This is a genomic window from Planomicrobium sp. YIM 101495 (assembly GCF_009707665.1).
Taxonomy (GTDB): Bacteria; Bacillota; Bacilli; order Bacillales_A; family Planococcaceae; genus Planococcus.
Genome location: NZ_WLZW01000001.1, coordinates 1,286,461 through 1,312,203 on the forward strand (window position 1 = coordinate 1,286,461; position 25,743 = coordinate 1,312,203).

Here is a 25,743-nt window from a genome sequence, read left to right on the forward strand (position 1 = left end):
GAATTATTTATACCCTGTAACAACTGCGAGGCCGACCATGACGATGCCGACGATTACCCAAAGAAGGACGAGTGGCAGGACAAACTTGAACCATTTCGAATATGGGATCTTTCCGACTGCAAGTACTGCCATAAGAATGCCCGAAGTCGGCGCGATGATGTTCGTTGTTCCATCACCAAGTTTGAACGCAAGAACCGCCGTTTGGCGTGAAATATCAAGCATATCTGCAAGTGGCACCATGAACGGCATGACGATTGCTGCTTGGCCAGTACCGGACGTGACGATCAAGTTGAACAACAAGTTGAAGAGGAACATCGCTTGTGCCGCTAAGAATAGCGGCAACTCTGCCATTGGCGTAAACGCTCCGTTGACGATTGTATCGAGGACTTTCCCGTTTTCCAGTACGATGACAACCGCCTTAGCCAAACCGATGACAAGCGCACCGTATACGATTCCTTGCGCTCCTTTAATGAAGACTTGCACATATTCATTCATTCCAAGACGTCCTACAATTGCTGCAGCGATCGACATCATGATGAAAATACCTGCAAGTTCATTCGTGCTCCACTCGAATTGGAAGACACCAAAAATGAACGTTGCCATGAAAATAAGTGCAGTCAAAAGCACCAATTTGTGACGACCCGTAAACGGCCCGAATTCCTCAATTTTCAGCTGATCTGTTCCGTCTGTTTCAGAAAACTTCAGAAGACTCTTCGATGGATCTTTACTGATACGTTTTACGTAAAGCAAAATATACGTCATCGTAATCGCGAGTAAGATAAAGAATGCAACAAGACGTAAATGCCAGCCCGAGAACAGCGGCAGTTCCGCAATCGATTGCGCAAGTCCGGTAATGACCGGGTCGAATGTGCCTGTTGCGACGCCGACATATTGCCCCAGGTAGACCATTGCGACACCGATGATTGGATCTAGCTTCAGCGCTTTGGCCAGAACGATGCCGATCGGGATGAAGGCAATGATTGCATTTCCGCTAATCCCGACAAAGTCCATGACGGCAAAAATCATGATGAAAACGGCAACTAATATGTATTTCTGATTTTTTGCTCGTCCGATCAAGGCATTGACACCTGAATTGATTGCGCCGGTGTGATCGATGACGCCGACCGCTCCACCAATGATCAAGACCATGAAGATGATTGGTGCCGAATCAATCAGTCCTTGCTGGATTGATGTGAATGTCGACAATAAAGTTGTCGGCTGATTGTCGATGCGCTCGTACGTTCCTTCTATTACAATGTTACGGCCATCGACTTCCTCTCGTTGGAATTCGCCTGCTGGCACGATATAAGTCAGCAGTACTGCCAGAATCAATATCCCAAAAATGATGACGAATGCATCTGGCATTTCAAAACGCTTCTTTTTCACTGTGTCCATAATTTACTCTCCTTCGTCATCGGGTAAGGTGTCCCAAGCCAAGTGGCTGTTCCTCTTCTTTCCCAAATAGTATGTATTTCAAGATTATCGTATCAACTGCATAAGAATGGTGTCAATTTATAGAAAATTAAAGATTTACACTTAACTAAAAATGGCTTGTAATTTTCAACGATTTCATCTTAAAACTTTAAATACATTTTTTATTATCAGAAAAAATTGATTAGATTGAATGTTAGTGTTACATTATTGAAAGGGCTTTCTTTGAATTATATTCAACTTTATTGAACCAACTTAAACCAAGGGGGATGATGGACATGAAAGATTTGAATTCAAGAATTTCGGGTTTTTATAACAAAGAGACTGAAGAGCGTCAGCAAATTCTAAAAGAACGACTCAACTTGACTGATGGCCAGCTGGAGAAATTGCAAACGGACAGTGCGGGCTTACCTTTGGACGTTGCAGATCGAATGATCGAGAACGTCGTAGGGAGATTCCAGCTTCCGTTCGGTATCGCTACGAACTTTACGGTGAATGGTCAGGATTACCTGATTCCGATGGCTGTGGAAGAACCTTCTGTTGTTGCGGCAGCTTCTAACATGGCTCGAATCGCCAGAGAATCAGGCGGCTTCCAAACTTCATATACCGGTTCTATCATGATTGCACAAATGCATATTCTTGACCTCAATGATACAAACGAAGCGCAGCAGAAAATCCAGGATGCGAAACAAACTCTATTGGATCAAGCGAATACGTTTGATAAAACGCTGACTAGCTTGGGCGGCGGCGCGATTGATATTGAGTTGAGAACTTTGCAATTGCGGAATGGCGAGGAAGTTCTCGCGTTACACCTTCTAGTGGATGTCCTGGATGCGATGGGTGCCAACACGGTCAATACGATGACTGAAAAACTGACACCTGAAATCGAACAGCTGACCGGCGGCAAAGTATTGCTGCGCATTCTCAGCAACCTCGCCTCGTACCGCCTGGCCAAAGCCACTGTTTCCATTCCTGTCGAGCATTTGGCAACGGAAGGATTTTCTGGTGAAGAAGTCGCCAAACGAATGGTGCTCGCCAATGAAATCGCTTGGGCTGATCCTTACAGAGCCGCAACGCATAACAAAGGGATCATGAACGGCATCGACCCTGTAGTCCTTGCGACAGGAAACGACTGGCGTGCGATTGAAGCCGGTGCTCACGCCTATGCAGCGCGCGACGGACAATACCGCGCTTTGACAGAGTGGCAGCTCGAAGATGGTCAATTAAAAGGTGTCCTAGAATTGCCTATGGCTGTCGGTATTGTAGGCGGAGCAACGAAAACACACCCAACCGCTCAACTGGCACTTGAAATCATGGGAATCCAGTCGAGCTCTGACTTGGCTCAGCTGATTGCGGCTGTCGGACTGTCCCAGAACATGGGTGCAATCAAGGCACTTGCAACTGAAGGCATCCAGCGCGGACACATGGCGCTCCATGCCCGGAACATCGCTGTTCAAGCCGGTGCTTCGAATGAACAGATCGATTGGCTGACGAAGCAAATGGTCAGTGAAAAGAATGTTCATATCGACAGAGCGAAAGAACTTCTGCAGCAAGTGAAAAATTAAAGTGAAGTGAGTGGACCAATATGAAGCCGGAAGCCATCGGGAAGAAAATCAAAGAGTTAAGAAGAAAAAGAAACTTAACTCAGCAGGAACTTGCAGAAAAATGCGGATTTACGAACAGCTTACTTTCTAAAATCGAGAATGGACAAACAGGTTCTGCGATAGCGACACTTTCCAAGATCGCTTCTGCACTCGGCGTCTCTCTTTCTTGGCTCCTTCAAGATGAAGAGCAGCAATCCCTTATTATTTTGAAGAAGGAAGATCGTCAAACCGTTCCTGCAGGAGAAGAAATCGGGTATCTCTACGAACCTCTTGCAAACCATTCCGTCAGCAGCAAGATCGAACCGGTCTTGGTGAGTGTACTGCCGGAAAATAAGGATCTGACGCCTTATACACATGATGAAGACGAATTCATTCTCGTACTTTCCGGAACAATCAACTTGAATTACAACGGCGAACTTCAAACACTGAACCAAGGAGACAGCGCTTATTTCAACGGCGGGATTCCACACGTTTTTCTGCCGGCGAATGATCGTAAAGCTCAAGTCTTATCTATTTTTATTTCGAAACTGCATTGAGGGGGATTAAACAATGGAAGAAAAGAAACACGCTTATTACGATGTCTGGGGTGACAATGTTGAGCTGAAAGACCTGACTTTCTCTCTTGTACTTTCCATAGCAGGTACGCTGGGGGGATATTTGCTGGCGCCAAATGAAGAGCCGATGCCGCTCGTATTCGGTCTTGTCGGAGGCGTCATCGCTTTCGCTATCTCCAGCATCTTCATAAAGCCGAAACGCCTGGTCAAGATGGATAAGGAAGAGGTGGGTGAATAATGGATTTAACGATTATTTTAATGATGATCGTCGCAAGTGTCGGTGGAGCCGCTCTTTATACGATCATCGGAATCGCGCCGGGAACTGATGAAACAGCGGTCTTGGCGCCTGTCACATTGGCGCTCGTACTACTTGGTGTTTCTCCCTATGTCGTCCTGGCCTTCTTCATCTCGGCGATTGTCGCGAAGAAACTGACGGATTCCATACCGGTCGCTCTCGCCGGGATTCCCGGAGGTGTCATGTCCGCCCCGATGGTGGAACACGCCATGGTGCTCAAGAAACACGGCATACCGGATGTCAGTATCAAAAAAATGGCTTCCGGCTCTGTGATCGGTACGATTGTTGCAATTCCTTTGAGTGTATTGGTTGCGAGTCTGATCATCCCTTATGCGGAAACAATCAGTGCACATTCAGGACTGATTTTCTTCATTGGCGCAATCTTCCTTGCCCTGCTTGCAGCTAACAAAGTGCTTTCATTACTGATGATCATCCCATTTGCATTGCTGATCCAAGGTCTTCGCCATCTTTATTGGGATATCGGCGTAGTGCCTGAAGGAAGTACTGTTTTTGTATCGTTCTTCCTTGGGATTACAATCGGGCCTGTCATCTTCAAGCTTTTTGAACTCTTGAATAAAGAAAACCGCGGTCCCGAGCATGCACTAGGGATTAAAGAGATCCTTCTGAAGAAACCTGAACCAGTAAAAGGGTTTCCGAACCCGTTCAAGATCTTGACGAAAAAAGAAGTCGGAACTTCGGCACTCGGAAGTGTGCTCGGAACAGTGACGTTCTTTTTGACTCCTGTCGGCATGACAATCTTTCTCGGAGAATTCCTGACAAGGCATATCAAAAACCCAGTCGAGAGAGCATCACGTGCGATTTCAACAATGGATGGCTTAACGAATGCAGCCTATCTTTCAGGCACGCTCATTCCGTTGATTGCAATCGGGCTTCCTCTGTCGCCTATGGCAATCGGTCCTGCGAACGCATTATTCAATGCACCACCTGTCTTTACGCCAGAGCATAATATCCATCATATCCTTTCAATGGGCGAAATTGTCATCGCCACCTTGATTGGTGCTGGAATTGCCATTATCATTACTTTCTATGCAACTATTAAGTATGCCAATCAAATCTCTTCATTCGTTTTCAAACGAATTCCGCACGAAGCATTGATCGGCTTATTCGCGGGACTTGTTGCAATGCTCGCATTTATGGATGCCGGCTGGATCAATATCTTCGGCGTCATGCTAGTCGCATTAGTTTCTGGTGCACTTTACCGGCAAGGTGTGAACTACGGCGTCATGTTCATGATCCTCTACGCTGCGCCTTGGTTGCTTGGACTCGTGTGAGCAGGAAAATTATATGAAAAAGGAGCTGTCTCGAGATGAGACAGCTCCTTTTTTTGTGAGAATTGATGAAACACGTAAAGTTTTCTTTACATTTAATTTTTTTATTATATACTCCACGTAAAGATATCTTTACTTTTGAAAATGAAAGCAGGGGTGGATATGCCAGTAAAGAACAATATTCAAAAAATCAGGAAAGAACGCGGGATCAAGCAAATCACCATGGCGGAAGATCTGCAGGTGACACGGCAGACATTTACAGCCATCGAGAAGAACAAATATAATCCGAGTCTGGAGCTGGCATTGAAAATCATCAAATACTTCAATTTGCCGATCGAAGAAGTATTTATTTTAGAGGAGGAGAAAAAATGATGAACAAAAAGAAACTGCAAAAATGGAATTTCACACTGGCAGCAATGGGTGGACTGATCGGGATGCTTCTTGGAACAGTTTTCACTAAGGGGCTGGATTGGTCCGCGATCCTTGGGGCTTTTACTGCTTTCGCAATCATTTTTCTCATCAACTTCTTTTATGTACGTTCTAAAAGCGACAAGACGCCAGAAGTGGACGAACGGACAATCCTCAATATGCGGAAATATTACGCAATCATCGCAAATGTATTCCTGGGCATCCTGTTCCTGTCTTTGGCAGCTGTTACCTACATGGGGTACGAGCAAATCTCCCTTTCCTATCTCTGGATTTTCATCATTTCCTATATGCTTATCAGTGGTGTTGGAGCACTTATCGTTAATAATCGGTAAGAAGACAGCAGATGTCTGGCACAACCAAAAAACACTGTGTTCCCATATGAGAACACAGTGCTTCGTATTTGTTTCTTCACTTCTTCCGTAGTGCCGCTTCCCTCTGGATATCCTTCATGAATGATACCCCCATCAAGATAATCACGATGGCAAAGGGCAAGGCTGCGATGATCAGCATGTTTTGCAGTCCCTGGGTTCCGCCGAAATAGACGACGACTGCCGCGACCGCCGATTGAATCAGGCCCCATGTGACTTTGACTGAGTTACCTGGATTCAAGAGACCATTCGTGCTCAGCATACCGAGTACGAAGGTTGCGGAGTCAGCTGATGTGATAAAGAAGATCGCGATGACGAATAGAGTCAAGATCGACAAGAGTATGCCAAGCGGATATTCGTGCAAGACACCGAACGTCGATGTTTCGAGTGAAAATGTTGAAATCGTAGCAATGCCGAACTGCTCGAGCTGCAGCGCAGACACACCGAAGACGGAGAAGAAAATAAAGCAGACGACTGCCGGCAGCAAAAGAACCCCCGTCATGAACTCCTTGATGGTCCGGCCTCTCGAAATACGGGCAATAAAGATCCCGACAAATGGTGCCCATGAAATCCACCATGCCCAATAAAAGATGGTCCAGGCGTTAATCCAGCTGCGGTTGTCGCCATCCATCGGTGCGAGGCGCAGGCTCATCTTGAAAAAGTCCGTGACGTAACTGCCGAGCGTGTGCGTGAACATGTTGACGATGTACATCGTCGGACCCACGATGAAAAGTAAGATGAGCAAAACAAAAGCGAGTCCCATATTGATATTACTCAAATACTTGATTCCGCGTCCAATCCCTGACCAGGCAGACCAGCAAAATAGCGCGGTTGCGACGATTAGGACGATCAATTGGACCACGAAATTATTCGGCGTTCCGAACAAGAAAGACAGACCGCCTGTAATCTGGGCAGAACCGAAGCCAAGCGTGGCTGCGACGCCGACCACTGTCGCAAACACCGCGAGTATATCAACCGCTTTTCCGAGCCACCCTTTCATCAGCTTTTCTCCGAATAGCGGAATCAGTGTAGCACTGATCAAGCCGGGCGTGCCCCGGTTGAACTTAAAGTAGGCCAAGATCAGCCCGACAATTCCATAAATAGCCCAGGCATGGATACCCCAGTGGAAGAATGAATATTTCAAGGCATCAAGCACAGCCTGATCCGTTCCTTCTTCCGCTACTGGGCTGCTCGTGAAGGCGTGTGAAATCGGTTCGGCCGTCGTCCAAAAGACGAGACCCATCCCCATTCCAGCACTGAACAGCATGGCAAACCAGGACAGCCGGCTGAATTCCGGCTTGTCATCCTTCTTTCCCAGTTTTACATTGCCAAAGCGCGAAAACATCATGTAAACACAGAAAACAAGGATGGCGATGACCAACAATAAATAAAACCAGCCGAATCGCGTAGTCAATTCATTCGTGATCGTTGCGGTAAATGTATTCAAGTTTTCCGGAGCAAGTGCTCCCCATAAAACGACTGCGAGTGAAATCAAAACAGAAATCCAAAATACTTGCGTTGCTTTCTTCATGCGTCACCTCGTGAATCTCTTATATTTGGCTTCTATGGCTTGCGGAAGTTGAAAAAAGTACTATTAGTCCAACCCTTTCCCACCAGTTAAAGCGTCCCACCCTCTTCCCATTATTTTTTAGCCAGTACTATACTAACATATGTCTACTGTGAGTGGAGCTGTATGCCGGCATTTGTCTTCTATAGCCGGCGATGTCCGGTTATCTTGGGTGGATCCCCGGTTATCCAAATTCAACCCCAACCCAATCTTGCCTCGGAGCGGCCGCGGCCGCTCCCATCAAATCGGATCCTGGTTTTAAGTAGTTACTCGGCGGTGATAGGGGGAAATGCGATGAATGCCGTTCAAGTGGCGACGAACGTCACTTAACTCTCTTCCTATAACAATTATCTGCAAACGAATGTAAGTTAACTCACGACGAATACAAGTTATCGACCCGCAAACGCCGGTTACTTTCCAAGTCAACAAAAAACCGGACCCAAGAGAGCGCGTTCTCCAGGATCCGGAAAAGTTTCCTTCTATTATTCAGCTGGCGTCAAGTCTTCAATCGAGTCGATGTCCATGTAAGTTGGCACGACGAAACCGATTTTAGCGCCTTCGAGGTTTGGTCCGAGGTCCACCATGTCACCGCCATAAGTTTCAAACTGCGATCCGTGTGTTCCTGGCAACCATGCAGCAACCATTGCGTCTGCTTGGCCGTCAGCTACTGCTGACCACATGACAGCGTTATCAAGTGGTGTTACTTTCACGCTAAATCCTTGTGCTTCAAGCACTTTTGCAACAACGTTGGTCGATGCGACTTCTGTATCCCACTCAACGTATGCAAGCTCGATTTCCGTACCTTCGACAGGCTCTACTCCTTCTGTCCACTCAGCTACCTTGTCGCTGTTTTCTTCAATCCAAGTCGAAGTTGCTTCATCTACAGAAGTCCCTTCGGAAATTGACAGCATGATGCTTTCGATGTCCGCTGTTTCCCAGTAGAAGTTATCAAGAATTGCATAGGCTTCCGGGCTGTCTTGCTCCAAGCCTTCACGCACCATTGTGTTGATCGTTTCAGCGTCACCAAAGACGCCTTTTGGATCCTCAAGATATTTCAGGTCGTATTCCTGGAACTTCCAGTGCGGGCTCCAGCCTGTTACGATGATTGGCTCTTCTTTGTCGATCGCAGCGCCAAGTTCCGTTGCCATCGCGCCTGATGAAGAAGTGACCACTTTCCAGCCGTCCATGTTTTCGTACTCTTCCGTTGCTGCTTCAGATGCTGCAACAACGCCAGCGCCCGGCTCGATCCCAGTGATCTGATAACCCATCTCTTCCCCGTAGTTCACTTCGCCTGAATCAGTTGTGCCTTCATCTTTCACTTCGTCGTCGCCGCATGCTGCAAGCAACATCATTGGTGCGACTGCAACTGCTAACCCTAGGTGTTTCCATTGAATTTTTTTCATAAAATGATCATTCTCCTTTTTTTGTGAAAAATTGTCGTGCGCTCTTTCAAAAAGACTTAAGCATTCGTTTTTTTCTTCGTGGAAAAGCTTTGTGTCAAACGGTCAATGATGATCGCTAAGATGACAATTCCAAGACCAGCAACGAATCCAGTACCGACGTCGGCGCGCTGCAGTGCAGACAACACTTCGCGGCCTAGGCCCGGTGCACCGATCATCGATGCGATGACGACCATCGATAGCGCTAGCATGACGGTCTGGTTGATCCCAGCCATGATTGTCGTCTTCGCCATCGGCAGTTCCACTTTGAACAATTTCTGTGCACCTGTACTACCGAATGCTTCCGCTGCTTCCACGAGCTCTTCGGAAACTTGGCGGATCCCCAAATTCGTGAAGCGGACGGTCGGTGGTGTCGCGAAGATCAGTGAAGCGAAGATCCCCGGCACCATCCCTATACTGAAGAATGCGACCGCCGGAATCAAATAGACGAATGCCGGCATGGTCTGCATGAAATCGAGGGTCGGCGTGATGATTTTCTCTGCTATTTTGCTCTTCGACATCAATATACCGACCGGCACCCCGATGACGACGGACAAGAGACTCGCCACGAGCACGAGTGAGAAGGACAGCATGAGCTCTTCCCATAGCCCTTGGTTCCAGACGAGCAACAGCCCGAGAATCGAGAAGATTGCGAGACCGAAGCGTTTTCCGCTCAAGAAGAATGCAAGGACAGCAACGAGCAGGATGACAATGACCGGTGGCACTGACGCAAGCATGTCTGCGAAATCCTCCAATCCGTCACCGAATTCGTTCTTGATCGGATCGAATAGGAATGCAAATGTGTCGGAGATTTTATCTGTCGCCTTCGAAACCCATCTGGATAGTGGAATTTTTTCGACGTTTTCCATGAAATTAAGCATGTGTCAGATTCACCTCGCCTTGTCCTGCAAGTGCCGAAATCACTGCGCCGCGTACGATGATGCCGAGCAGTTTGCCATCTTCCACAACCGTGATCGGCACCGGTGAATCATGACTGATTTCAAAAATTGCGTTCATCAATGTATCTTTCGTAACTGCCGGTGCGTCCGTTTTCAGGATTGACTCCAAGCTCGTACTGCCGCTACGAAGTGCCGCTGAAGCGTCGTCCGCTGTCACATAGCCTTGCAAATTACGCGCACTGTCCGTTACGTAAATGCTCGAGATGCCCTCTTTTTGCATGCGATCAAGTGCCACCCGCGGACCGTGTTTTTCGATATTGACCGTTTCCGGACGCTTCATGATGTTGAACGCCGTCAAGACTTTCGAGCGGTCGACATCTTCTACGAACTTCTCGACGTAATCGTTCGCCGGGTTCATCAAAATCTCTTCCGGTGTCCCGACTTGCACGATCGATCCATCTTTCATCAATGCGATCTTATCGCCGATGCGAAGTGCTTCGTCCAGATCATGTGTGATGAAGATGATGGTCTTGCGCATCGTTTCCTGCAGCACCAACAGCTCGTCCTGCATCTCTTTGCGGATCAACGGATCGAGTGCCGAGAACGCTTCGTCCATCAGCATTACTTCCGGATCGTTCGCAAGCGCTCTTGCAAGACCGACACGTTGCTGCATCCCGCCGGATAACTGGGATGGATATTGGTTCATATAGTTGCCGAGTCCGACCATCTCAAGAGACGTGCGCGCTTTTTTACTGCGCTCTTCTTTCGCCATTCCTTGCACTTCAAGGCCGTACTCCGCGTTTTCCAGGATCGTGCGGAACGGGAACAATCCGAACTTCTGGAACACCATACTCATTTTCGTACGACGTACACGAAGCAGATCTTTCTTGTTCATCGTCGCAAGGTCCTCGTTATCGATGAAGACGTGCCCTTCCGTCGGGTCGATGAGACGGTTGAGCAGTCGTACTAATGTCGACTTCCCACTTCCCGATAACCCCATGATGACGAAAATCTCGCCTGCTTCCACTTCAAATGAAGCGCGGTTGACACCGACCGTACTCCCTGTCAACTTCAGAACTTCTTCTTTCGTCTTGCCTTCACCAAGCAATTTCAAGGCTTGCTTCGAGTTTTTCCCGAACACTTTCGACAAGCCTTCCACTTTTATCACCGGCATAGAAACAGCACCTCTCTTACCATTTTTTTGCTCTGCATGGTCAGGAGAGTTTATGGAATTGCTCTTGCGCAACATTATTTCCCGAACAGCCCGAGCGCAACAAAAAAATTGCCGCCGACAATCGGACTTCCGTGAAAAACCCATATACCTAACTCTTTTCGAACTCCTGACGCAAAACCGTATGATAACAACCATACGCTAAATTACCTACCTTTTCAAACCGATTCCTTCATTTCCCGCCATTTCCGATGGCTTTTCACCTGCAAAATTCACCTTAGAAAATCTCGTTTTTTTACTATACTCAACCCCCTTATCGCCTTCATGGCGGTAGCTCCGACTGTTATCTAAAAAATCTGATCCTTTTGTCATATGTGCGTGGAAAAGTTTTTGAAAAAATTTTTGTAAATCGGGTTTTTGATGCATTATTCAGCCTATTCCTTTTGGTTTTTATCCCGTTTCGTAAAATGAAACTTTGGAGGATGACAGTGAGGAATGGAGCATTTTTGGTGGTGATTTTTTGAGGGAAAGTGGAGTGCAAGTTAGAGGTGGATAAATGCGGTGCATGTATTGATCGATGTATGTGGCACCCTAGTGAATCTCAGTTTGAGTAGGGATAAGTTCTTCCGTTTTCTGGATAATAATGGTTATTTCTTGAATATTCCCGGTTACCGTCGAAATATCCTCGGTTAAATGCTGAATATCCCCGGTTACCGATCTTGTAAATTGAAAAACAACAGGTGGACGCACATGCGCTTCTGGTGATTTACACGATGAATCCAAGTTATCTCTCGAACAATCCAAGTTATCCTCCAATGAACACCAGTTAAACTCGATTGGATACAAGTTAAACTCCTCCCAACACCGGTTATCGATCGCACACGCCGAAAACCCGCCCCAGTAAAATCACTGGAGCGGGTCGAAAAATCATTCACACAAAACCGGACTCGTGCAATCACGCCCAAACGGCTTCCCATTCTTTAATGCTGTAATCTCGTGCTCCTTCTTGAACATACGGATCATTCAGGACAAGGTTTTCACAATCTTGATAAGAATCCGCCCTGTAGATCACCAAGCCGCCCGAGCCGTCTGTAAATTTTCCGTTCGCGTGGACTTTCCCTTCATTCCTCATGACCTCGAGAAATGCTAAGTGCTGCGGCCTGAATTGCTCACTTTTCTCTTGGTCAAGCATCGGCAAATGGACAGCAAAGAACTTCATAACATCACCTTCTTCACAGCGGTGCCAGGCACTCGAGTGCCTGGCACCGCTCTTTATTCACTCAAACAATGGCGTGACCGGTTTTTCATTATGGACGTGCTCAATCGCCTCGGCCAGCAGTGGCGCGACAGAGAGGACTTTGATTTTCGGTGCCAGCTTTTCTTCCGGCAGCGCGATCGTGTTCGTGACGACGAGTTCTGTCAGTGCGGAGGCCTCGATTTTCTGGACTGCGTCGCCTGATAGGACTGCGTGCGTCGCGCAAGCATAGATGGCTTTCGCACCGTTCGCTGCGAGGACATTAGCTGCTTTGGAAATCGTATCAGCCGTGTCGACAATGTCGACGATGATGATGACGTTTTTGCCATCGATGTCGCCGACGATTTTGACCGTTTCGGGCTCGCCGGGATGTTCTTGACGCTTATCGATGAAACCGATCGGCACGTCCAAGTAGTCCGCCATCTTGCGCGCACGCGTCAGTCCGCCGTTGTCCGGCGCCACCACGATCGCATCTTCCAAGCCTTTATCTGCAAAGTGCTTCGACAGAATCGTGCCGCCGAGCAGCTGGTCGACCGGCATGTTGAAGAAACCTTGAAGCTGCGGTGCGTGCAAGTCCATCGTGATGACGTGCGTCGCCCCAGCCGTTTCCAGCATGTTCGCCACAAGTTTCGCGGTGATTGGCTCGCGGCCGCTAGCTTTACGATCCTGACGTGCATAGCCGTAGAACGGGATGACGACGTTGATTGCGTCTGCAGAAGCGCGTTTCAGCGCATCGATCATGATGAGCAGCTCCATGATGTGCTCGTTTCCAGGCTGTGAAGTCGATTGGATCAAATAAACTTCCGCCCCTCGCACACTTTCCTCGAGATTGATTTGCACTTCCCCATCACTGAAACGTGTAATGGAGCTCTTCCCCAGCTCACATCCGAGCAGATCCGCAATTTCCTGCGCCAATTCAGGATTCGAATTCAGCGTGAACAACCTAAAGTTCCTGCTTAGTTGGTATGGCAATTTGGCTTCCTCCTCCGAATGAGTCGATTGATTTTATCAGCAGGTGCGATTCGCACCTAACAAATCGTACGTTACATTATTAAATAGTTGATTATATTAGTATACAAGGCTTTCCATGCAAATAGTATAGGAAAAGATGTCGGTTTCGTGCTGGAGCACTTCGCTTTAAAGCCCGCTCCACTCGCGCTATACTAGCAACCAAGGAACGATTTCTGAAAGGTGGAGGAATAATGGGACAATCGTTAGAAGGAAAAGTCGCGATTATTACAGGAGCAGGACGCGGAATTGGGCGCTCCACAGCGCTTGCGCTAGCTGACGAAGGAGTTCGCGTCGGACTGATCGCGCGGACTGAAAAAGATCTGGAAGCAGTCGTGAAAGAAATCGAGGCGAAAGGCGGGACCGCTGCATTCGCAGCAGCTGACGTATCATCGCTCGAAGGAGTAGAAACAGCTATCGCAATGCTCACGGAAAAACTCGGCACAGCAGATATCTTGATCAATAACGCAGGTTTCGGTAGATACGCCCCTTTCATGGACCTCACGCCTGACGACTGGACAGGCATGTTCGAAGTGAACGTCCTCGGCATGTTCCATGTCACACGAACCGTGCTGCCACAGATGATCGAGAAAAAACGCGGCGACATCATCAATATCTCGTCAATGTCCGGCGTCAACGGGACGAAAGGATCGAGTGCATACAGTGCGACGAAATTCGGCGTACTCGGCATGACCCAATCACTCGCTCAGGAAATGCGCCAGCACAACATCCGCGTCTCGGCACTCACGCCAAGCCGCGTTATCACGGACTTCTCCGGTGCGGACGTTCCAGATGCAAGCGAGGAGAAATTCATGCAGCCGGAAGACATAGCCGAGTACATGATTGCCCAGCTGAAGCTGCACCCACGCATCTTCATTCCACAGTCGAGTCAGTGGGCGACGAATCCGTTCTAAAAAAATACTTCAAAAAACCGCACCAGGACTTGTCCTGGTGCGGTTTTCTTATCATTACCGAAGAATATTCTTCGCCTTTGCTTCTTTCAACCACATCGGGAATTCGTTCAGCAATTGATCGTATAAGTATTCATCAGACACTTGCGAGATGTCGTCCAAGTGGAAGAAGTTCGCATTATCGACGACGCGGCCTTCCATCGTATCGAGCTTGCGCAGCACGTCGAAATTCGAATCGCCGATGCCGACAAATTGCCAGAAAATCGGCTGGACCGAAGAATCGCTGATGATTTTTTTGATCCCCGGTTTGCATCCACCATCATTGATGAAAACGAGAAAGACTGGATCTTTCCCCGGATCTTCAACCGTGTATTTCCGGATGACATCCGCCATCACTTTCGGCTCATCGTTGCGGCCGAATTTGTGCACCGCATCATTGGACAAAATATTTTTCTCGACATAGCCCATGAACGTCGCTTCGGTCGCTTCCGGCAGGCGGGAAAATTCATTGTCATACACCCACACATCCAGTTCTCCGTCATCATCGAATTGGCTGGCCACAGCCAGCACACGCTCGACCACTTCCTGCACGACGCCTTCTTTATAAAGCCGCCGCATCGAACCGGTGATATCAAGCACCACACCGACCCGCGCAGTAACGCCCTTCAAGTTCTTCTTCTCCAAAACGATGCCCGCCGCTCGTTTCTTCAGCGAGATTCCACTCGCGAACTCCGTTTGTGGTGCTTCCTGTTTTGGCACTTCCTTGACCGAATCTTTTTTCCGCAACTCTTCCGCTGCAGGCACTTCAATCTCTGTAAGCAACTCCTTGTTCTCGTCTACCGCCTTGTTGCCTTTCTTGAACCGATCGAAAAAACCCATTCTGAATTCCTCCCTTTTACTGCTCTTTCTTCTATTATAAATGTCCGCATGAAAAGGTGACAGCAATTTCCAGCTTTTCAGGTACAAAAAAACCGAAGCTTCATCCGCTTCGGAAACTCCTTCATAAAATGAAAAAAGCGCTCCCTATAGGAGCTGCCTTGCTTCATTTATTTATTGACCAAATCCTGATCCGTATAGGTGATTCCTTCAACTGCACTTGTACCTTCACGTAAAGCTTTGGCGAAATCGTCCTGATCTTTCACAAATAGAATCCGGGTTTGTCCAACCTGTGGTTTGCGTTTATTCACATAATCTGTTTTTCGCATCCAATTCACCCCCTGCATCGTGGAAATCTTAAAAGATCCCCATATATCATGTATTCCCCATTTTAGAGAAAGTTAAACATGTTATTAGGTGAGTGTCTGGCACCCGAGTGCCAGACACTCCAGTGCCAGACATTTTCCATTCACAAAATTGCCCAATGAGAAAACTTGCTCAATGGGCAATTTTTATGCTATAACTTTCTAGGGAATAAAAAATGAGGTGACGAGTTGAAAGATGTTGGGTTACGGGACCAGAAGAAACTGGCGACACGCAGAAGTTTGGCAGAAGCGGCTTTTGAGCTGGCGGTGGAGCGCGGCGTGGACGGGTTCGTCGTCGAGGACGTCGCGCGGAAAGCCGGGTATTCACGGCGGACATTTGCGAATTACTTTTCATGTAAGGAAGAAGCGATTGCGAATTCCTTCGCGCTGGATAATTTCCGGCGCTGGGAAGACCGGGGGGATTTTTCACCGGAGCACCATACACCGCTCAGCACCATCGAGCTGTTCATTCGGCGCAGCTTTTCAATCAACAAACTGATTCGTCTCAATCGACTCATCTCGCTTTCACGAGAACACCCTGCGCTCCGCCTTCATGTGACGGGTGTGCTCAGGGACGTGCAGGATTTTGCAAGGCTCGGTATTCGTGAAGAGTTCGGCAGCGCTTATCCGGAAGAGTATTATCATGTCCTGATCGGTGCCGTGTTCGGTGCGATTTTGCCGGTGCTCGATGAAAGCATCGAAGTCCGCTTGCCATCCGGGAATGAACCGGACGGAGCGGACAATGCGTTCGACGACTACATGGCGATAGTTTTCGCCCAGTTACGCAAAGGCTTCAACTAATACAACAAGAGAACGGAGTTGCACTTGTGTCCAAATTTTTCTACAAGATCGGAAAGGCTTCTTACAGCAAACCTTGGCTCTTCATTGCCAGTTGGGTGCTCGTGTTAGGCATCATCATCACCGCCATCGTCGTGAACGGTGTGAATATCAGCAGTGAGACAAGAATCGACGGAACCGCGGCACAGGATGTGCTCGACCAATTGGCGGAAGATTTCCCGGAAGTTTCAGGCGGCCAGGGCAGTTATTTGTTCGAAGTGCCTGAAGGAGAATCAATCGATGACCCTGCCAATGCCGGAGCGCTCGTTCAAGCGGTAACAGAAATTTATGAATCGGACGTCGTCGTAAATCCGCTGGACATGCTCCAGGATCCGGAAGCGATGGCGCAGATGCAGCAATTGCAAGGCGTGATGAACCAGTTAGATACGCCAGAAGTCGCCCATCGCCCATTCGTCGTCCAGGACATGCCGATTCCGGGTGTCCAAATTTCGGAAGACGGCACGATCGCATTGTTCCAGTTCCAAATTACGAAAAATGTGGAAGACTTGAGCGCTGAAGAACGTGAAAAAATCAATGACGCGGCAGCTACCGCGGAAAACGGATCGTCCATCACGGCCATCCCGACAGGTACAATACAAGGTGTCGACATTCCGATCGGCGGCACACATGAAATCATCGGGATCGCCATCGCGGCGATCATCCTCATCGTCACGCTCGGTTCGCTCATCGCAGCCGGCTTGCCTTTGATGGTGGCATTGATCGGTGTCGGCGTCGGTGTCGGCGGTACGTTCGCATTGTCGACACTGTTCGACATGAATAGTTTGACGCCTGTTTTGGCATTGATGATCGGCCTGGCTGTCGGCATCGACTATGCACTTTTCATCGTCAACCGGCAGCGTACGCTCATTCTTGAAGGCGGCCTTTCCGCAAAAGAAGCGGCGGCACGTGCGAACGGTACAGCCGGCAGCGCCGTCTTTTTCGCCGGCCTGACCGTCATCATCGCGCTCAGCGGCCTGCTCGTCATCGGGATTTCCTTCCTGAGCAGCATGGCGCTTGTCGCTTCGATGACCGTTGCAATCGATGTGCTCGTCGCACTGACCTTGCTGCCGGCAATGCTCGGTTTAATTGGTGAACGCATTGTTTCGAAGAAAGCGCTCGCTAAGTACAATTCGAAACCGGCAGGCAAAACGAGTTTTGCCAACGGATGGATTACACGCCTGCTCAAAATAAAATGGGTTGCCGTGCTGCTCGTCATCGCTATTCTCGGGACACTTGCAATTCCGGTTACACAGATGAATCTCGGCATGCCTTCCGGCGCAAGCGCCAATAAAGACACAGCTGCACGCCAAAGCTATGACATCATTTCTGACAGTTTCGGCGAAGGCTTCAACGGCCCGCTCCTGCTCGTTGCAGAACGAGCTGACAGCGAAGCGGTGGATCCGCAGGAATTCGTCCAGCTCCTTATGAACATTTCACAGCTTGACGGAATTGCCGAAGTGACTCCTGGCGGCTTCAGTGAAGACGGAACGATCGCCATCGTGTCGATTATTCCGCAAGAAGGCCCGACCGATGAAGAAACGAAAGCGTTGGTCGAAAGCTTGCGCACGGATTCCACGACTGTGGAAAACACGAATATCGAAGTCGGTGTAACCGGCTTGACTGCGGTCAACATCGATATTTCGGAAAAACTTTCGGAAGTATTCCCGGTCTATATCATGATCATCGTGGTTCTGTCACTCGTCATCCTGCTCGTCGTGTTCCGTTCGGTTCTCATCCCGATCAAAGCGACAGCTGGCTTCCTGCTGAGCATCCTGGCAACGTTCGGCGCAACGACAGCCGTATTCCAATGGGGCTGGTTCGGTTCCTTGTTCGGCATCGATACTGGCGGTCCGCTGCTCAGCTTCATCCCGATCCTGGTGACGGGAATCTTGTATGGACTGGCGATGGACTACCAAGTATTCCTCGTGTCGTCCATGCGCGAAGAATACATCCACGGCAAACGTGGCGACCGCGCCGTCATCAACGGCTATTCGACTGCTTCCAAAGTGGTCGTCGCCGCAGCCTTGATCATGGTATCCGTGTTTTCGGGCTTCATCTTCACGGATGACATCATGATCAAGCAGATCGGCTTCGCCCTCGCCTTCGGGATCCTGGTCGACGCCTTCCTGATCCGTATGATTTTCGTGCCGGCCGTCATGTCGATGTTCGGTGATAAAATCTGGTGGCTGCCGAAATGGCTCGACCGCCTGTTGCCGAACCTCGATATCGAAGGGGAGAAACTGCTGCAGGAATTGGAGAAAGGCAAAAAACAGAACAACTAAAAAAAGAGAGGATGGGTATCTCCTTCTCTTAATTGCCGCCGGTGGTTCCGGCGGTTTTTGTTTTTTGCGTTTTCCGCTTTAAACCACATGCAAGGGTCTCGTCTTTTTCGCGTCCCTGTGTACCGCACAATTCATGACAATTCCGCCGGTTGCATAAACATGCAAACGCCAAGCTCGGGAATAGTGTCCTCCCAAGATCGGCGCTTTTCATGGTATGCAATTGTAGTGTATTTTCTGAATTCTGTAGAATTGTTTCTTACACAGGGACGCTATTTTTATAAGGTTCAAAACACTCTAACTTGTTCCTCATATTGCCAATATAATTGTAGAAGGTTAAAGTTTTGTAAAGTGAAATTAAAAGTCACGGAAAAAAGGGAATATTTTAATAAATCTATTTTAAAGGGATTCCATCAGTTATTAACCGTAAAAAAGAACCTTGGCGGAGATGCCAAAGTTCTTCTTTTGCTTTAATTCAGCTTGAAATTCGTCGTAACTTAAAACCTGGCTTTGTCTGATACCATCTCTCACAGCGGCTTCACAAGAGTCCCGACCGGTCCCGTCAAAATTTCTCCATCCTTCATAACAGTCGTCCCTCGGACAATGGTTGCCACCGGCACGCCTTTTATCTGGAAGCCATCATATGCGGTCACTTTGCTTTTGCTATGGAGGTTTTCCCGTTTGATGGTCATTTGCTTATCCATATCGACGATGGTGAAGTCAGCATCCGATCCCGGCTGCAGTGATCCTTTTTGAGGGTAGACGCCGAATTGCTTCGCCGGATTTTCCGACAGCAGCGCAGCCACTTGTTGAAGAGAAATCCTGCCCTCCGACACTGCATTCAGCATAAGCGGGGCCAGCGATTCGACGCCGCACATCCCTGCTGGCACAGACCACAGATCTCCTTGCTTTTCTTCCTGCGTATGCGGCGCATGGTCTGAACAGACGAGAGAAAACGTCCCGTCTTCGATGCCCTGCCACAACCTGTCCTGGTCCTCCTGATACTTCACAAGCGGATATACTTTCATGGATGGCCCGATCGTTTCGTAATCTTCGTTTGTCAGGAAGAGATAATGGGGGCATGTCTCGGCCGTGATTGGATAGCCCTGCTCCTGGGCCAGCTTGATGGCTTCCGTTCCTTCTTTGGAGCTGACGTGGAGGACATGCAGCCGGGTGCCCGTCTGTTTTGCCATGGCGATTCCCGCCTGGATCGTCATTTCTTCTGCCAGGCTCGGTCTGCCGGCCAGCACGGTTGCATAGTCGGATTTCCCGGTCTCTTTCATTTCATTCGTCAAATGATTGATCAAATCGCTGTTCTCTGCGTGAATGGCGAATGTCTTGCCGGTCTTCGCTACGGCTTCCATCATCCGATAGACGCCGCCGTCATCACTCGGCGGGATGACGTCTTCCATCCCTTCCTTGTAATCGTAGATGAGCCGGTAATTGTTTTTATCCACGGCATAGCCCCAAAAATACTTGAAGCCGATGACGCCGGCATCATTCAGATCTTCCAGGTCACCGATATTCAAATCCCCCAGGCAGATTCCCCACATGCCAAAATCCACATGCGCTTTTGCGCTCAGGTTTTCCAGCTGCGCCTGAAAGTTCTCCGCATTATTCACTGGCGGGTTCGTATTCGGCATTTCAAAAATCGTCGTGATGCCTCCTGCAGCGGCAGCTTTTGTAGAATGGAAAAAGTCTTCCTTGTACGTCGAACCGCCGTCGCGCGAATGCACATGTGTATCGATAAGCCCTGGCAGAATGTGTAATCCTTCTGCATCGGTCGTTTTTTTTGCTTCACCTTCCAGGAGCTCTTGCGAAATGGCCGCAATCTTTCCGCCTTTGATATACACATGCGCTCCGTAAGTCGCTTCGGGTGTAACGATCTTGCCATTTTTGATCAAGTGATCCCACTTCATATTCACTTACCTCCATGTCCTCCAGATTAATGACGATGAGCTGTCGTGGAAGGGACCTTCACTTTCCCTACAAGTGTATTGATGTCCCTGACGTCGTATTGCACCATATATTCTTTAATGCCTTCCAAAATCTCAATCATCGAATTCGGATTGATGAAGTTGGCGGTTCCGACCTGTACAGCGTTTGCGCCTGCCAAAATCATTTCGATCGCATCGTCTGAGTTCATGACGCCACCGCAACCGATGATCGGCAGCTTCGTAACATTCCGGACCTGATAAATCATCCGCACAATGATCGGCTTGATAGCCGGACCTGAGATACCGCCCATGACATTGCCGATTTTCGGCTTCCGTGTATGAATATCAATGGCCATCGCCAAAATCGTATTCGCCACGTTCAGTCCGTCAGCCCCGGCTTCTTCACAAGCGATGGCGATTTCCTGAATGCTCGTTACATTTGGAGTCAGCTTTGCGATCAAGGGCCGGTCTGTTACCCCCCGCACTTTCTGAACCAGTTCAAACGACAGGTCACCATCCATGCCGAACGCTTTGCCGTCTCCTTCCAGATTCGGACAGGAAATATTCAGTTCAATTGCAGCCACACTCGGGATATTGCCGAGAACCTCTGACATTTCCGCAAATTCCTCGATTGAGTCTGCAGAAATGCTGGCAATGAGCGGGACATCGAACTTTTCATATTCCGGAATAATATGCTCAATATAATAAGGGAGCCCCTTACTTTGGATGCCGATGGAATTGATCATGCCGCCATTCACTTCACAGACCCGCGGCGTGTCATTGCCGCCGCGCGGATATTTCGTGATGCTTTTCGGAACGAGAGCACCGAGTGAATTAAAATCGAACAGCTCCGCCATTTCAAATCCGAAAGCACCGGAAGCGGGCATGACCGGATTCTTCAGATGCAGGCTGCCGATCCGTACATCGAGTTTCAAGTTTTCCATTATCCAAGCACCACCTTTTCCAAATCAAATACCGGACCTTCTCTGCACACTCTTACCGAACTGATCCCGTGCTCATCCCTGACATCGCAGACACACGCATAACAGACGCCGACAGCACAGCCCATGTGCTCTTCCAACGCAATCTGCCCGGGAATATTTTTCTGTTCGGCGATGCGCTGGATCAACCGGGACAGCCTCTTCGATCCGCAAGTAAATGCAGCCTTCACCTCATGTTCAACGAGCAAATGATCAACGAGTTTTTTCACATTTTCAACATCGCTTGTCCCGTCCTCTTCCGTCACTTTTATGACCGTCGCACCAAACCCCTGCAGCATGTCAGCTGCCAATAAATCGTTGCGGCTTCTGGCGCTTAAAATAGCCACACACTTCACATTTTTTGCTGCAGCTTCCTGGGCAAGCGCAGCCAGCGTGGCAATTCCCACACCTCTCGCCAGCAGCAGGATCGAATCCCATCCTTTCTGGAGCTCAAAACCGACGCCAAGCGGCCCGAAGACATCGACTTCTTCTCCCGCCTCAACCTTTGTCAGCTGGACAGTCCCTTCCCCTTTTACGAGGTAGAGAAATTCGATGGTCCCCTCATCACGATTGATGCGGTAAATACTGAATGGACGCCTTAAAAAAGGAAGCTCTCCTTCGCCGCACAAAATATTGAAAAACTGCCCGGGGGCAATCGATTCTTCGATCAGCCCCGCATCCAGCTTCATATGCCAATACCGCTCACTTACCTGTAGATTGGACAGCACCGGCAATTTGTACACCTTCATCCCACTCACCTCTTCGCTTCATGGACGACTTTCGCCCATTTTATGATTTCTTCCTCCAGCAATTGAGCCCCTGCTCCGATGTCTTCCAGCGCACTGTATTCTTCCGGGTTATGGCTCAGCCCCTCCTTGGAAGGAATGAAAATCATCCCTGTCGGACACAACCTTGCCATGTTCATCGCATCATGCCCTGCCCCGCTCGGCAGCAGCTCATAGGAATATTGCAGTTTATCAGCGGAATCCTTCAGACTGGTGATCACTTCTGCGGATAAAGTCACAGGAAGCTCGTCTGCTGTTTTTACAACAGAAACCGCAAGTCCTCTTTTTTTCTCCGCCTCGGCAATCGCAAACGTCATTTTTTCAATCACTCTGTCTTTGGACTCTTTGGAAATTCCCCGGATATCGACTTTCAGCTCTGCCAGGCCCGGCACAATGTTCATCGCCCCCGGCTTCACTTCACAGACTCCGACAGTCGCGACTGTTCCATAATGCTGCTCTTCGACTGCGGCAGACTCCAATGCCAGAGAAATTTCCGCCGCTCCGAGAAATGCATCTTTCCGGTAACCCATCGGGGTCGTCCCCGAGTGGGAGGCTTGGCCCTGAACCGTCAAATGAAAACGCGTCGCTCCTGCAATCCCTGTGACAATACCCAGTTGCTTTCCTTGTTTCTCCAGCACAGGGCCTTGCTCAATATGAATTTCGAAGAAGACCGCAAAGTCATCCCCCGAACGTTCAGCCCCCTCTAAATTCAAGGAATATTTCAATAATTCTTCAGATAAAAAAACGCCATCTCTGTCTTTCAGTTCTTCGTACTCCAACCCCAGCGTTCCGCTCATCGCCTTGCTTCCAATCGTGGAAAAACCGAATCTCGCAGATTCCTCTCCAGCAAAAGAGATGATTTCCAGTGGATGTTCTGTTTTGATTCCACGGTCATTCAGGCTCCTGATGACTTCAAGCGCACTGACGACCCCCAATGCTCCGTCATACTTCCCGCCTTCATAAACCGTATCAAGATGGGAGCCGAAAGCAACTGCCGGGAGGGACGGGTTTTCTCCTCCACGCCGCGCGATGATATTTCCCGCTGGATCCTCCCTGACATCCAACCCTTCTTTTCTGCAAAGTTCCGCAAAAAATTCTTTCACAGCACGCTCCTCTTCACTGTAGGCGAGACGATTGATTCCGACTCCTTCATCGCCGAATCCATTGATTTCGTTCAAGGTTTTTTCCAGTCTTTTTATGTCCAACGGCCAGACCTCACTTTCAAAATATCTCTTTACTTTATTATAAAGGAGACCATTGCGTAATTTTCATGGCTAAACACACAGAATATTCCTTCTAATTTTATCGTTTTTTACAGTTTTCATCATACGGCCGCCAGGAAAATCAAAAGACGGCCAAATACAGGCCGCCACTTATCATTTTCTTTTGTTACCACAGTCTGACGATGCCGCTCCCCTTTTCAATTGCGATTTCTGTCCCGTACTTTTTGGACAGCTTTTGCAGGGTCTCCAGAGTCTTTTCATCTTTGCTCAGCTTCGGCCATCCGCGCTGATATCTCTTCTGCCCGAAGCCGAGTTCAATCGGATGCAGGGTGAGTTCCGTCAGTTTCCCGCCCTTCATCTTCCAGCGCGGAATGACGGATTCCCATACGAGTGGATTGACTCCGAGGCCGATTTTATTTCCTTTGCTTCGTGTGTCCAGTCCGTCCGCAACCGTATGATCTTCTGATAAACCGTATTTGTCGTAAAAATCAGCCGGCAAATATTCAATGGTATCGTTCTGGAAAATGAAATTTCCCAGGCTGTAAAAGATTGGCCGTTCTTTGTAAATCTCTAAGCCTCGCAGAATATGTGGCCCATGCCCCAAAATAGCATGGGCACCTTCATCGATGAAAATGCGGCTCACATTTTCAATCACTTTTGCGGCGGATTGCTTGTCTTCTCCCTCCATTTCATGGGAATGAAGACTCACCACTACATAATCCGCCTGTCTTTTTGCTTCATGGATGGATTGGACAATACGCTTCATATCAATCGGATGCGGTGACCGTTCCGCTTTCGAGACTGGGCCTTCAGTGAATTTGTACTCTCCGAATGACACTTCATTCTCCGGATCTTCCGGTAAAAAACCTTCCAGAATATCCAAATTCCTTTTCGCATTGATTCCTGTCCGGTCAGCAACTTCTTTCAGTACCTTCAAATGGTCCCCCGTCGTTTCGTAGGAAGTGATAAAGCGCAGTCCGTTGACTCCCGGCCTGCCTTCTATATCCCTCCGTTGCTCGCCTGCGAGCCACGTCTCATGAAACGTCGTAGTAAGCCCGATCAAGGCGACACGGCCGGACGGTGTTTCCAGATAGGTTGGAGCACTCGCTTCGGCCATGTTCTCACCTGCCCCGGCGTGAACAAAGCCGGCCTTCTCCAAATGTTTCTTTGTTTCAGTCAACCCGGAATATAAATAATCAAGCGTGTGGTTGTTTGCCCAGGCGATGCTGTTGAACCCATATTCCTTTAAATCATCCATGACCTCCGGCTTCGTACTCGCCCAAGTGCCCCCGCATACGGCTGAAGGCATCCTCTTTTCGCCTGGAATTGTCACTTCAAAATTTGTAAACCGGAACTCGCCCGTTTGAATCAGAGCGGCAAGTTCCTTGAATTCAGCCGACTCTGCAGTGGGCAGCCTTCTCGTAATAAAACTGTCTCCTGTCGCGACAAATGAAAGCTCTTTCTCCATCTTCACGTGACAACTCCTTATTTTCCATCAAACCCCTGTTTGCGGATGTATTCTGTCAGGCTCTTTCTTCTTGGCTCGGAAATGTACGCCGCTATTTCCTTCGACCAACCGCTCGTCCGTTTACCGCCAGTCCGCCTCGTGTAATAATCCGTCATCGTTTTATCATATTGCTCCAAAGCGGCAGGAATGTTTTCCTCCCTGTAATGTTCATCATGAAAAACAGCTTCGACAGGCATACGCGGTTTTTGCCACGGGTCCTGATCCGGGTAGCCGAGGCACATCCCCATAACCGGGAACGTATATGGGGGCAGCTTCAGCAACTCTCCAACTTCCTCCGCCTGATTCCGGATGCCGCCGATCATGACTCCACCAAGTTCATACGCCCGCGCTGCCAATAATAAATTCTGTGCCACTAAAGCGGCATCGACGGACCCGACAAGGATATTCTCCAGCTCTTCGACAGCCAGTTTCTGTCCGTGCATCTCTGCGGCTTTGTGCATTTTGTAGAAATCCGCGCAGACTACCAGAAATAGCGGGCATTCTTTTATATACCGCTGATTTCCGCATAGCCGGTGGAGTTCATTTTTCGTTTCCTGATTCTTAATGATGATGATGCTGTAGGACTGCATATTGTGGGAAGTCGGCGCCCATCTCGCTGCATGGAGGATCGTTTCCAGCATTTCTGGTTCGACCGGCCGGCTTAAGAACTTCCGGATGGACCGATGACTTTCAATCAGTTTGACTGCCTCAGGCTTCTCCAATCGGACACGCCC

The 25,743-nt window shown here is 48.9% G+C and carries 25 protein-coding genes; 9 read left to right on the top strand and 16 right to left on the bottom strand.

Going from position 1 to position 25,743, the window contains the following annotated elements; translation table 11 throughout:
• Positions 1–3: 3 nt before the first annotated feature.
• On the bottom strand, positions 4–1,395 hold the full coding sequence (locus tag GIW82_RS06400; RefSeq protein ID WP_154749028.1) for a YfcC family protein: 1,392 nt from the start codon (positions 1,393–1,395) through the stop codon (positions 4–6).
• Between the two features lie 314 nt (positions 1,396–1,709).
• Here GIW82_RS06400 and GIW82_RS06405 point away from each other — a divergent pair, with 314 nt between their 5' ends.
• From GIW82_RS06405 to GIW82_RS06430, 6 genes are all read left to right on the top strand, one after another.
• A complete protein-coding gene (locus GIW82_RS06405) occupies positions 1,710–2,996 on the top strand; it encodes a hydroxymethylglutaryl-CoA reductase, degradative (RefSeq protein ID WP_154749029.1) in 1,287 nt (428 codons plus the stop codon).
• 20 nt (positions 2,997–3,016) lie between these two features.
• Positions 3,017–3,571, top strand: coding sequence for a helix-turn-helix domain-containing protein (locus GIW82_RS06410; protein ID WP_154749030.1), 555 nt, complete (start codon positions 3,017–3,019; stop codon positions 3,569–3,571).
• Positions 3,572–3,584: 13 nt separating this feature from the next.
• On the top strand, positions 3,585–3,827 hold the full coding sequence (locus tag GIW82_RS06415) for a hypothetical protein (protein ID WP_154749031.1): 243 nt from the start codon (positions 3,585–3,587) through the stop codon (positions 3,825–3,827).
• Positions 3,827–5,176, top strand: coding sequence for a tripartite tricarboxylate transporter permease (locus GIW82_RS06420; protein ID WP_154749032.1), 1,350 nt, complete (start codon positions 3,827–3,829; stop codon positions 5,174–5,176). Before GIW82_RS06415 ends, GIW82_RS06420 begins: the two co-directional genes overlap by 1 nt.
• 159 nt (positions 5,177–5,335) lie before the next feature.
• The gene (locus GIW82_RS06425; RefSeq protein WP_154749033.1) at positions 5,336–5,545 is read left to right on the top strand and encodes a helix-turn-helix transcriptional regulator; all 210 of its coding nucleotides are present in this window, start codon (positions 5,336–5,338) and stop codon (positions 5,543–5,545) included.
• A complete protein-coding gene (locus tag GIW82_RS06430; RefSeq protein ID WP_154749632.1) occupies positions 5,545–5,934 on the top strand; it encodes a hypothetical protein in 390 nt (129 codons plus the stop codon). Before GIW82_RS06425 ends, GIW82_RS06430 begins: the two co-directional genes overlap by 1 nt.
• A gap of 76 nt (positions 5,935–6,010) precedes the next feature.
• Here GIW82_RS06430 and GIW82_RS06435 read toward each other — a convergent pair whose 3' ends face one another.
• The 7 genes from GIW82_RS06435 to GIW82_RS06465 all read right to left on the bottom strand — a co-directional run bounded on the left by GIW82_RS06435 (position 6,011) and on the right by GIW82_RS06465 (position 13,273).
• Positions 6,011–7,501: a glycine betaine uptake BCCT transporter gene (locus tag GIW82_RS06435; protein ID WP_154749034.1), complete on the bottom strand. Its 1,491-nt coding sequence runs from the start codon at positions 7,499–7,501 to the stop codon at positions 6,011–6,013.
• Between the two features lie 518 nt (positions 7,502–8,019).
• Entirely contained in the window at positions 8,020–8,940 is a 921-nt protein-coding gene (locus GIW82_RS06440) for a glycine betaine ABC transporter substrate-binding protein (RefSeq protein WP_154749035.1), read from the bottom strand.
• A 56-nt stretch (positions 8,941–8,996) separates the two neighbouring features.
• The gene (locus GIW82_RS06445) at positions 8,997–9,845 is read right to left on the bottom strand and encodes an ABC transporter permease (protein WP_370456112.1); all 849 of its coding nucleotides are present in this window, start codon (positions 9,843–9,845) and stop codon (positions 8,997–8,999) included.
• Between the two features lie 4 nt (positions 9,846–9,849).
• Positions 9,850–11,049: a quaternary amine ABC transporter ATP-binding protein gene (locus tag GIW82_RS06450; protein ID WP_154749037.1), complete on the bottom strand. Its 1,200-nt coding sequence runs from the start codon at positions 11,047–11,049 to the stop codon at positions 9,850–9,852.
• A gap of 207 nt (positions 11,050–11,256) precedes the next feature.
• Positions 11,257–11,472: a hypothetical protein gene (locus GIW82_RS06455; RefSeq protein WP_154749038.1), complete on the bottom strand. Its 216-nt coding sequence runs from the start codon at positions 11,470–11,472 to the stop codon at positions 11,257–11,259.
• 529 nt (positions 11,473–12,001) lie between these two features.
• Complete coding sequence (locus tag GIW82_RS06460) at positions 12,002–12,265, bottom strand: YciI family protein (RefSeq protein ID WP_154749039.1); 264 nt, start codon at positions 12,263–12,265, stop codon at positions 12,002–12,004.
• A gap of 57 nt (positions 12,266–12,322) precedes the next feature.
• Positions 12,323–13,273 carry a ribose-phosphate diphosphokinase gene (locus tag GIW82_RS06465; RefSeq protein ID WP_154749040.1) on the bottom strand — a complete coding sequence of 317 codons (951 nt, stop codon included), beginning with the start codon at positions 13,271–13,273 and terminating at the stop codon, positions 12,323–12,325.
• 230 nt (positions 13,274–13,503) lie between these two features.
• Between GIW82_RS06465 and GIW82_RS06470 the strand changes: the two genes are divergently transcribed.
• Positions 13,504–14,223, top strand: coding sequence for a 3-ketoacyl-ACP reductase (locus GIW82_RS06470; RefSeq protein ID WP_154749041.1), 720 nt, complete (start codon positions 13,504–13,506; stop codon positions 14,221–14,223).
• A gap of 54 nt (positions 14,224–14,277) precedes the next feature.
• Here GIW82_RS06470 and GIW82_RS06475 read toward each other — a convergent pair whose 3' ends face one another.
• On the bottom strand, positions 14,278–15,099 hold the full coding sequence (locus GIW82_RS06475) for a vWA domain-containing protein (protein WP_154749042.1): 822 nt from the start codon (positions 15,097–15,099) through the stop codon (positions 14,278–14,280).
• Positions 15,100–15,266: 167 nt separating this feature from the next.
• A complete protein-coding gene (locus tag GIW82_RS06480; RefSeq protein ID WP_154749043.1) occupies positions 15,267–15,425 on the bottom strand; it encodes a hypothetical protein in 159 nt (52 codons plus the stop codon).
• A gap of 225 nt (positions 15,426–15,650) precedes the next feature.
• On the opposite strand from GIW82_RS06480, the gene GIW82_RS06485 reads away from it, so the two are divergent.
• Positions 15,651–16,262 (top strand): TetR/AcrR family transcriptional regulator, encoded by a 612-nt coding sequence (locus GIW82_RS06485; protein ID WP_154749044.1) that lies wholly within the window; start codon positions 15,651–15,653, stop codon positions 16,260–16,262.
• 26 nt (positions 16,263–16,288) lie between these two features.
• The gene (locus GIW82_RS06490) at positions 16,289–18,580 is read left to right on the top strand and encodes an MMPL family transporter (RefSeq protein WP_370456113.1); all 2,292 of its coding nucleotides are present in this window, start codon (positions 16,289–16,291) and stop codon (positions 18,578–18,580) included.
• A gap of 524 nt (positions 18,581–19,104) precedes the next feature.
• Here GIW82_RS06490 and allB read toward each other — a convergent pair.
• The 6 genes from allB to nfsA all read right to left on the bottom strand — a co-directional run bounded on the left by allB (position 19,105) and on the right by nfsA (position 25,731).
• Positions 19,105–20,496: an allantoinase AllB gene (allB, locus tag GIW82_RS06495; protein ID WP_154749045.1), complete on the bottom strand. Its 1,392-nt coding sequence runs from the start codon at positions 20,494–20,496 to the stop codon at positions 19,105–19,107.
• Between the two features lie 26 nt (positions 20,497–20,522).
• Positions 20,523–21,458 carry a dihydroorotate dehydrogenase gene (locus GIW82_RS06500; RefSeq protein WP_154749046.1) on the bottom strand — a complete coding sequence of 312 codons (936 nt, stop codon included), beginning with the start codon at positions 21,456–21,458 and terminating at the stop codon, positions 20,523–20,525.
• Positions 21,458–22,243, bottom strand: a complete 786-nt coding sequence (locus tag GIW82_RS06505) for a dihydroorotate dehydrogenase electron transfer subunit (RefSeq protein ID WP_195913968.1) — start codon at positions 22,241–22,243, stop codon at positions 21,458–21,460. Before GIW82_RS06505 ends, GIW82_RS06500 begins: the two co-directional genes overlap by 1 nt.
• 5 nt (positions 22,244–22,248) lie before the next feature.
• Positions 22,249–23,484: a M20 family metallo-hydrolase gene (locus GIW82_RS06510; RefSeq protein WP_154749047.1), complete on the bottom strand. Its 1,236-nt coding sequence runs from the start codon at positions 23,482–23,484 to the stop codon at positions 22,249–22,251.
• 184 nt (positions 23,485–23,668) lie between these two features.
• Complete coding sequence (locus GIW82_RS06515) at positions 23,669–24,970, bottom strand: CapA family protein (RefSeq protein WP_154749634.1); 1,302 nt, start codon at positions 24,968–24,970, stop codon at positions 23,669–23,671.
• A gap of 17 nt (positions 24,971–24,987) precedes the next feature.
• Positions 24,988–25,731, bottom strand: a complete 744-nt coding sequence (gene nfsA, locus GIW82_RS06520) for an oxygen-insensitive NADPH nitroreductase (protein ID WP_154749048.1) — start codon at positions 25,729–25,731, stop codon at positions 24,988–24,990.
• Positions 25,732–25,743 lie beyond the last annotated feature (12 nt).

Coding starts and splice junctions, on each gene's coding strand:
- GIW82_RS06400 (WP_154749028.1), bottom strand. CDS start 1,395: ATGGACACAGTGAAAAAGAAGCGTTTTGAAATGCCAGATGCATTCGTC.
- GIW82_RS06405 (WP_154749029.1), top strand. CDS start 1,710: ATGAAAGATTTGAATTCAAGAATTTCGGGTTTTTATAACAAAGAGACT.
- GIW82_RS06410 (WP_154749030.1), top strand. CDS start 3,017: ATGAAGCCGGAAGCCATCGGGAAGAAAATCAAAGAGTTAAGAAGAAAA.
- GIW82_RS06415 (WP_154749031.1), top strand. CDS start 3,585: ATGGAAGAAAAGAAACACGCTTATTACGATGTCTGGGGTGACAATGTT.
- GIW82_RS06420 (WP_154749032.1), top strand. CDS start 3,827: ATGGATTTAACGATTATTTTAATGATGATCGTCGCAAGTGTCGGTGGA.
- GIW82_RS06425 (WP_154749033.1), top strand. CDS start 5,336: ATGCCAGTAAAGAACAATATTCAAAAAATCAGGAAAGAACGCGGGATC.
- GIW82_RS06430 (WP_154749632.1), top strand. CDS start 5,545: ATGAACAAAAAGAAACTGCAAAAATGGAATTTCACACTGGCAGCAATG.
- GIW82_RS06435 (WP_154749034.1), bottom strand. CDS start 7,501: ATGAAGAAAGCAACGCAAGTATTTTGGATTTCTGTTTTGATTTCACTC.
- GIW82_RS06440 (WP_154749035.1), bottom strand. CDS start 8,940: ATGAAAAAAATTCAATGGAAACACCTAGGGTTAGCAGTTGCAGTCGCA.
- GIW82_RS06445 (WP_370456112.1), bottom strand. CDS start 9,845: ATGGAAAACGTCGAAAAAATTCCACTATCCAGATGGGTTTCGAAGGCG.
- GIW82_RS06450 (WP_154749037.1), bottom strand. CDS start 11,049: ATGCCGGTGATAAAAGTGGAAGGCTTGTCGAAAGTGTTCGGGAAAAAC.
- GIW82_RS06455 (WP_154749038.1), bottom strand. CDS start 11,472: ATGCATCAAAAACCCGATTTACAAAAATTTTTTCAAAAACTTTTCCAC.
- GIW82_RS06460 (WP_154749039.1), bottom strand. CDS start 12,265: ATGAAGTTCTTTGCTGTCCATTTGCCGATGCTTGACCAAGAGAAAAGT.
- GIW82_RS06470 (WP_154749041.1), top strand. CDS start 13,504: ATGGGACAATCGTTAGAAGGAAAAGTCGCGATTATTACAGGAGCAGGA.
- GIW82_RS06475 (WP_154749042.1), bottom strand. CDS start 15,099: ATGGGTTTTTTCGATCGGTTCAAGAAAGGCAACAAGGCGGTAGACGAG.
- GIW82_RS06480 (WP_154749043.1), bottom strand. CDS start 15,425: ATGCGAAAAACAGATTATGTGAATAAACGCAAACCACAGGTTGGACAA.
- allB (WP_154749045.1), bottom strand. CDS start 20,496: ATGAAGTGGGATCACTTGATCAAAAATGGCAAGATCGTTACACCCGAA.
- GIW82_RS06500 (WP_154749046.1), bottom strand. CDS start 21,458: ATGGAAAACTTGAAACTCGATGTACGGATCGGCAGCCTGCATCTGAAG.
- GIW82_RS06505 (WP_195913968.1), bottom strand. CDS start 22,243: ATGAAGGTGTACAAATTGCCGGTGCTGTCCAATCTACAGGTAAGTGAG.
- GIW82_RS06515 (WP_154749634.1), bottom strand. CDS start 24,970: ATGGAGAAAGAGCTTTCATTTGTCGCGACAGGAGACAGTTTTATTACG.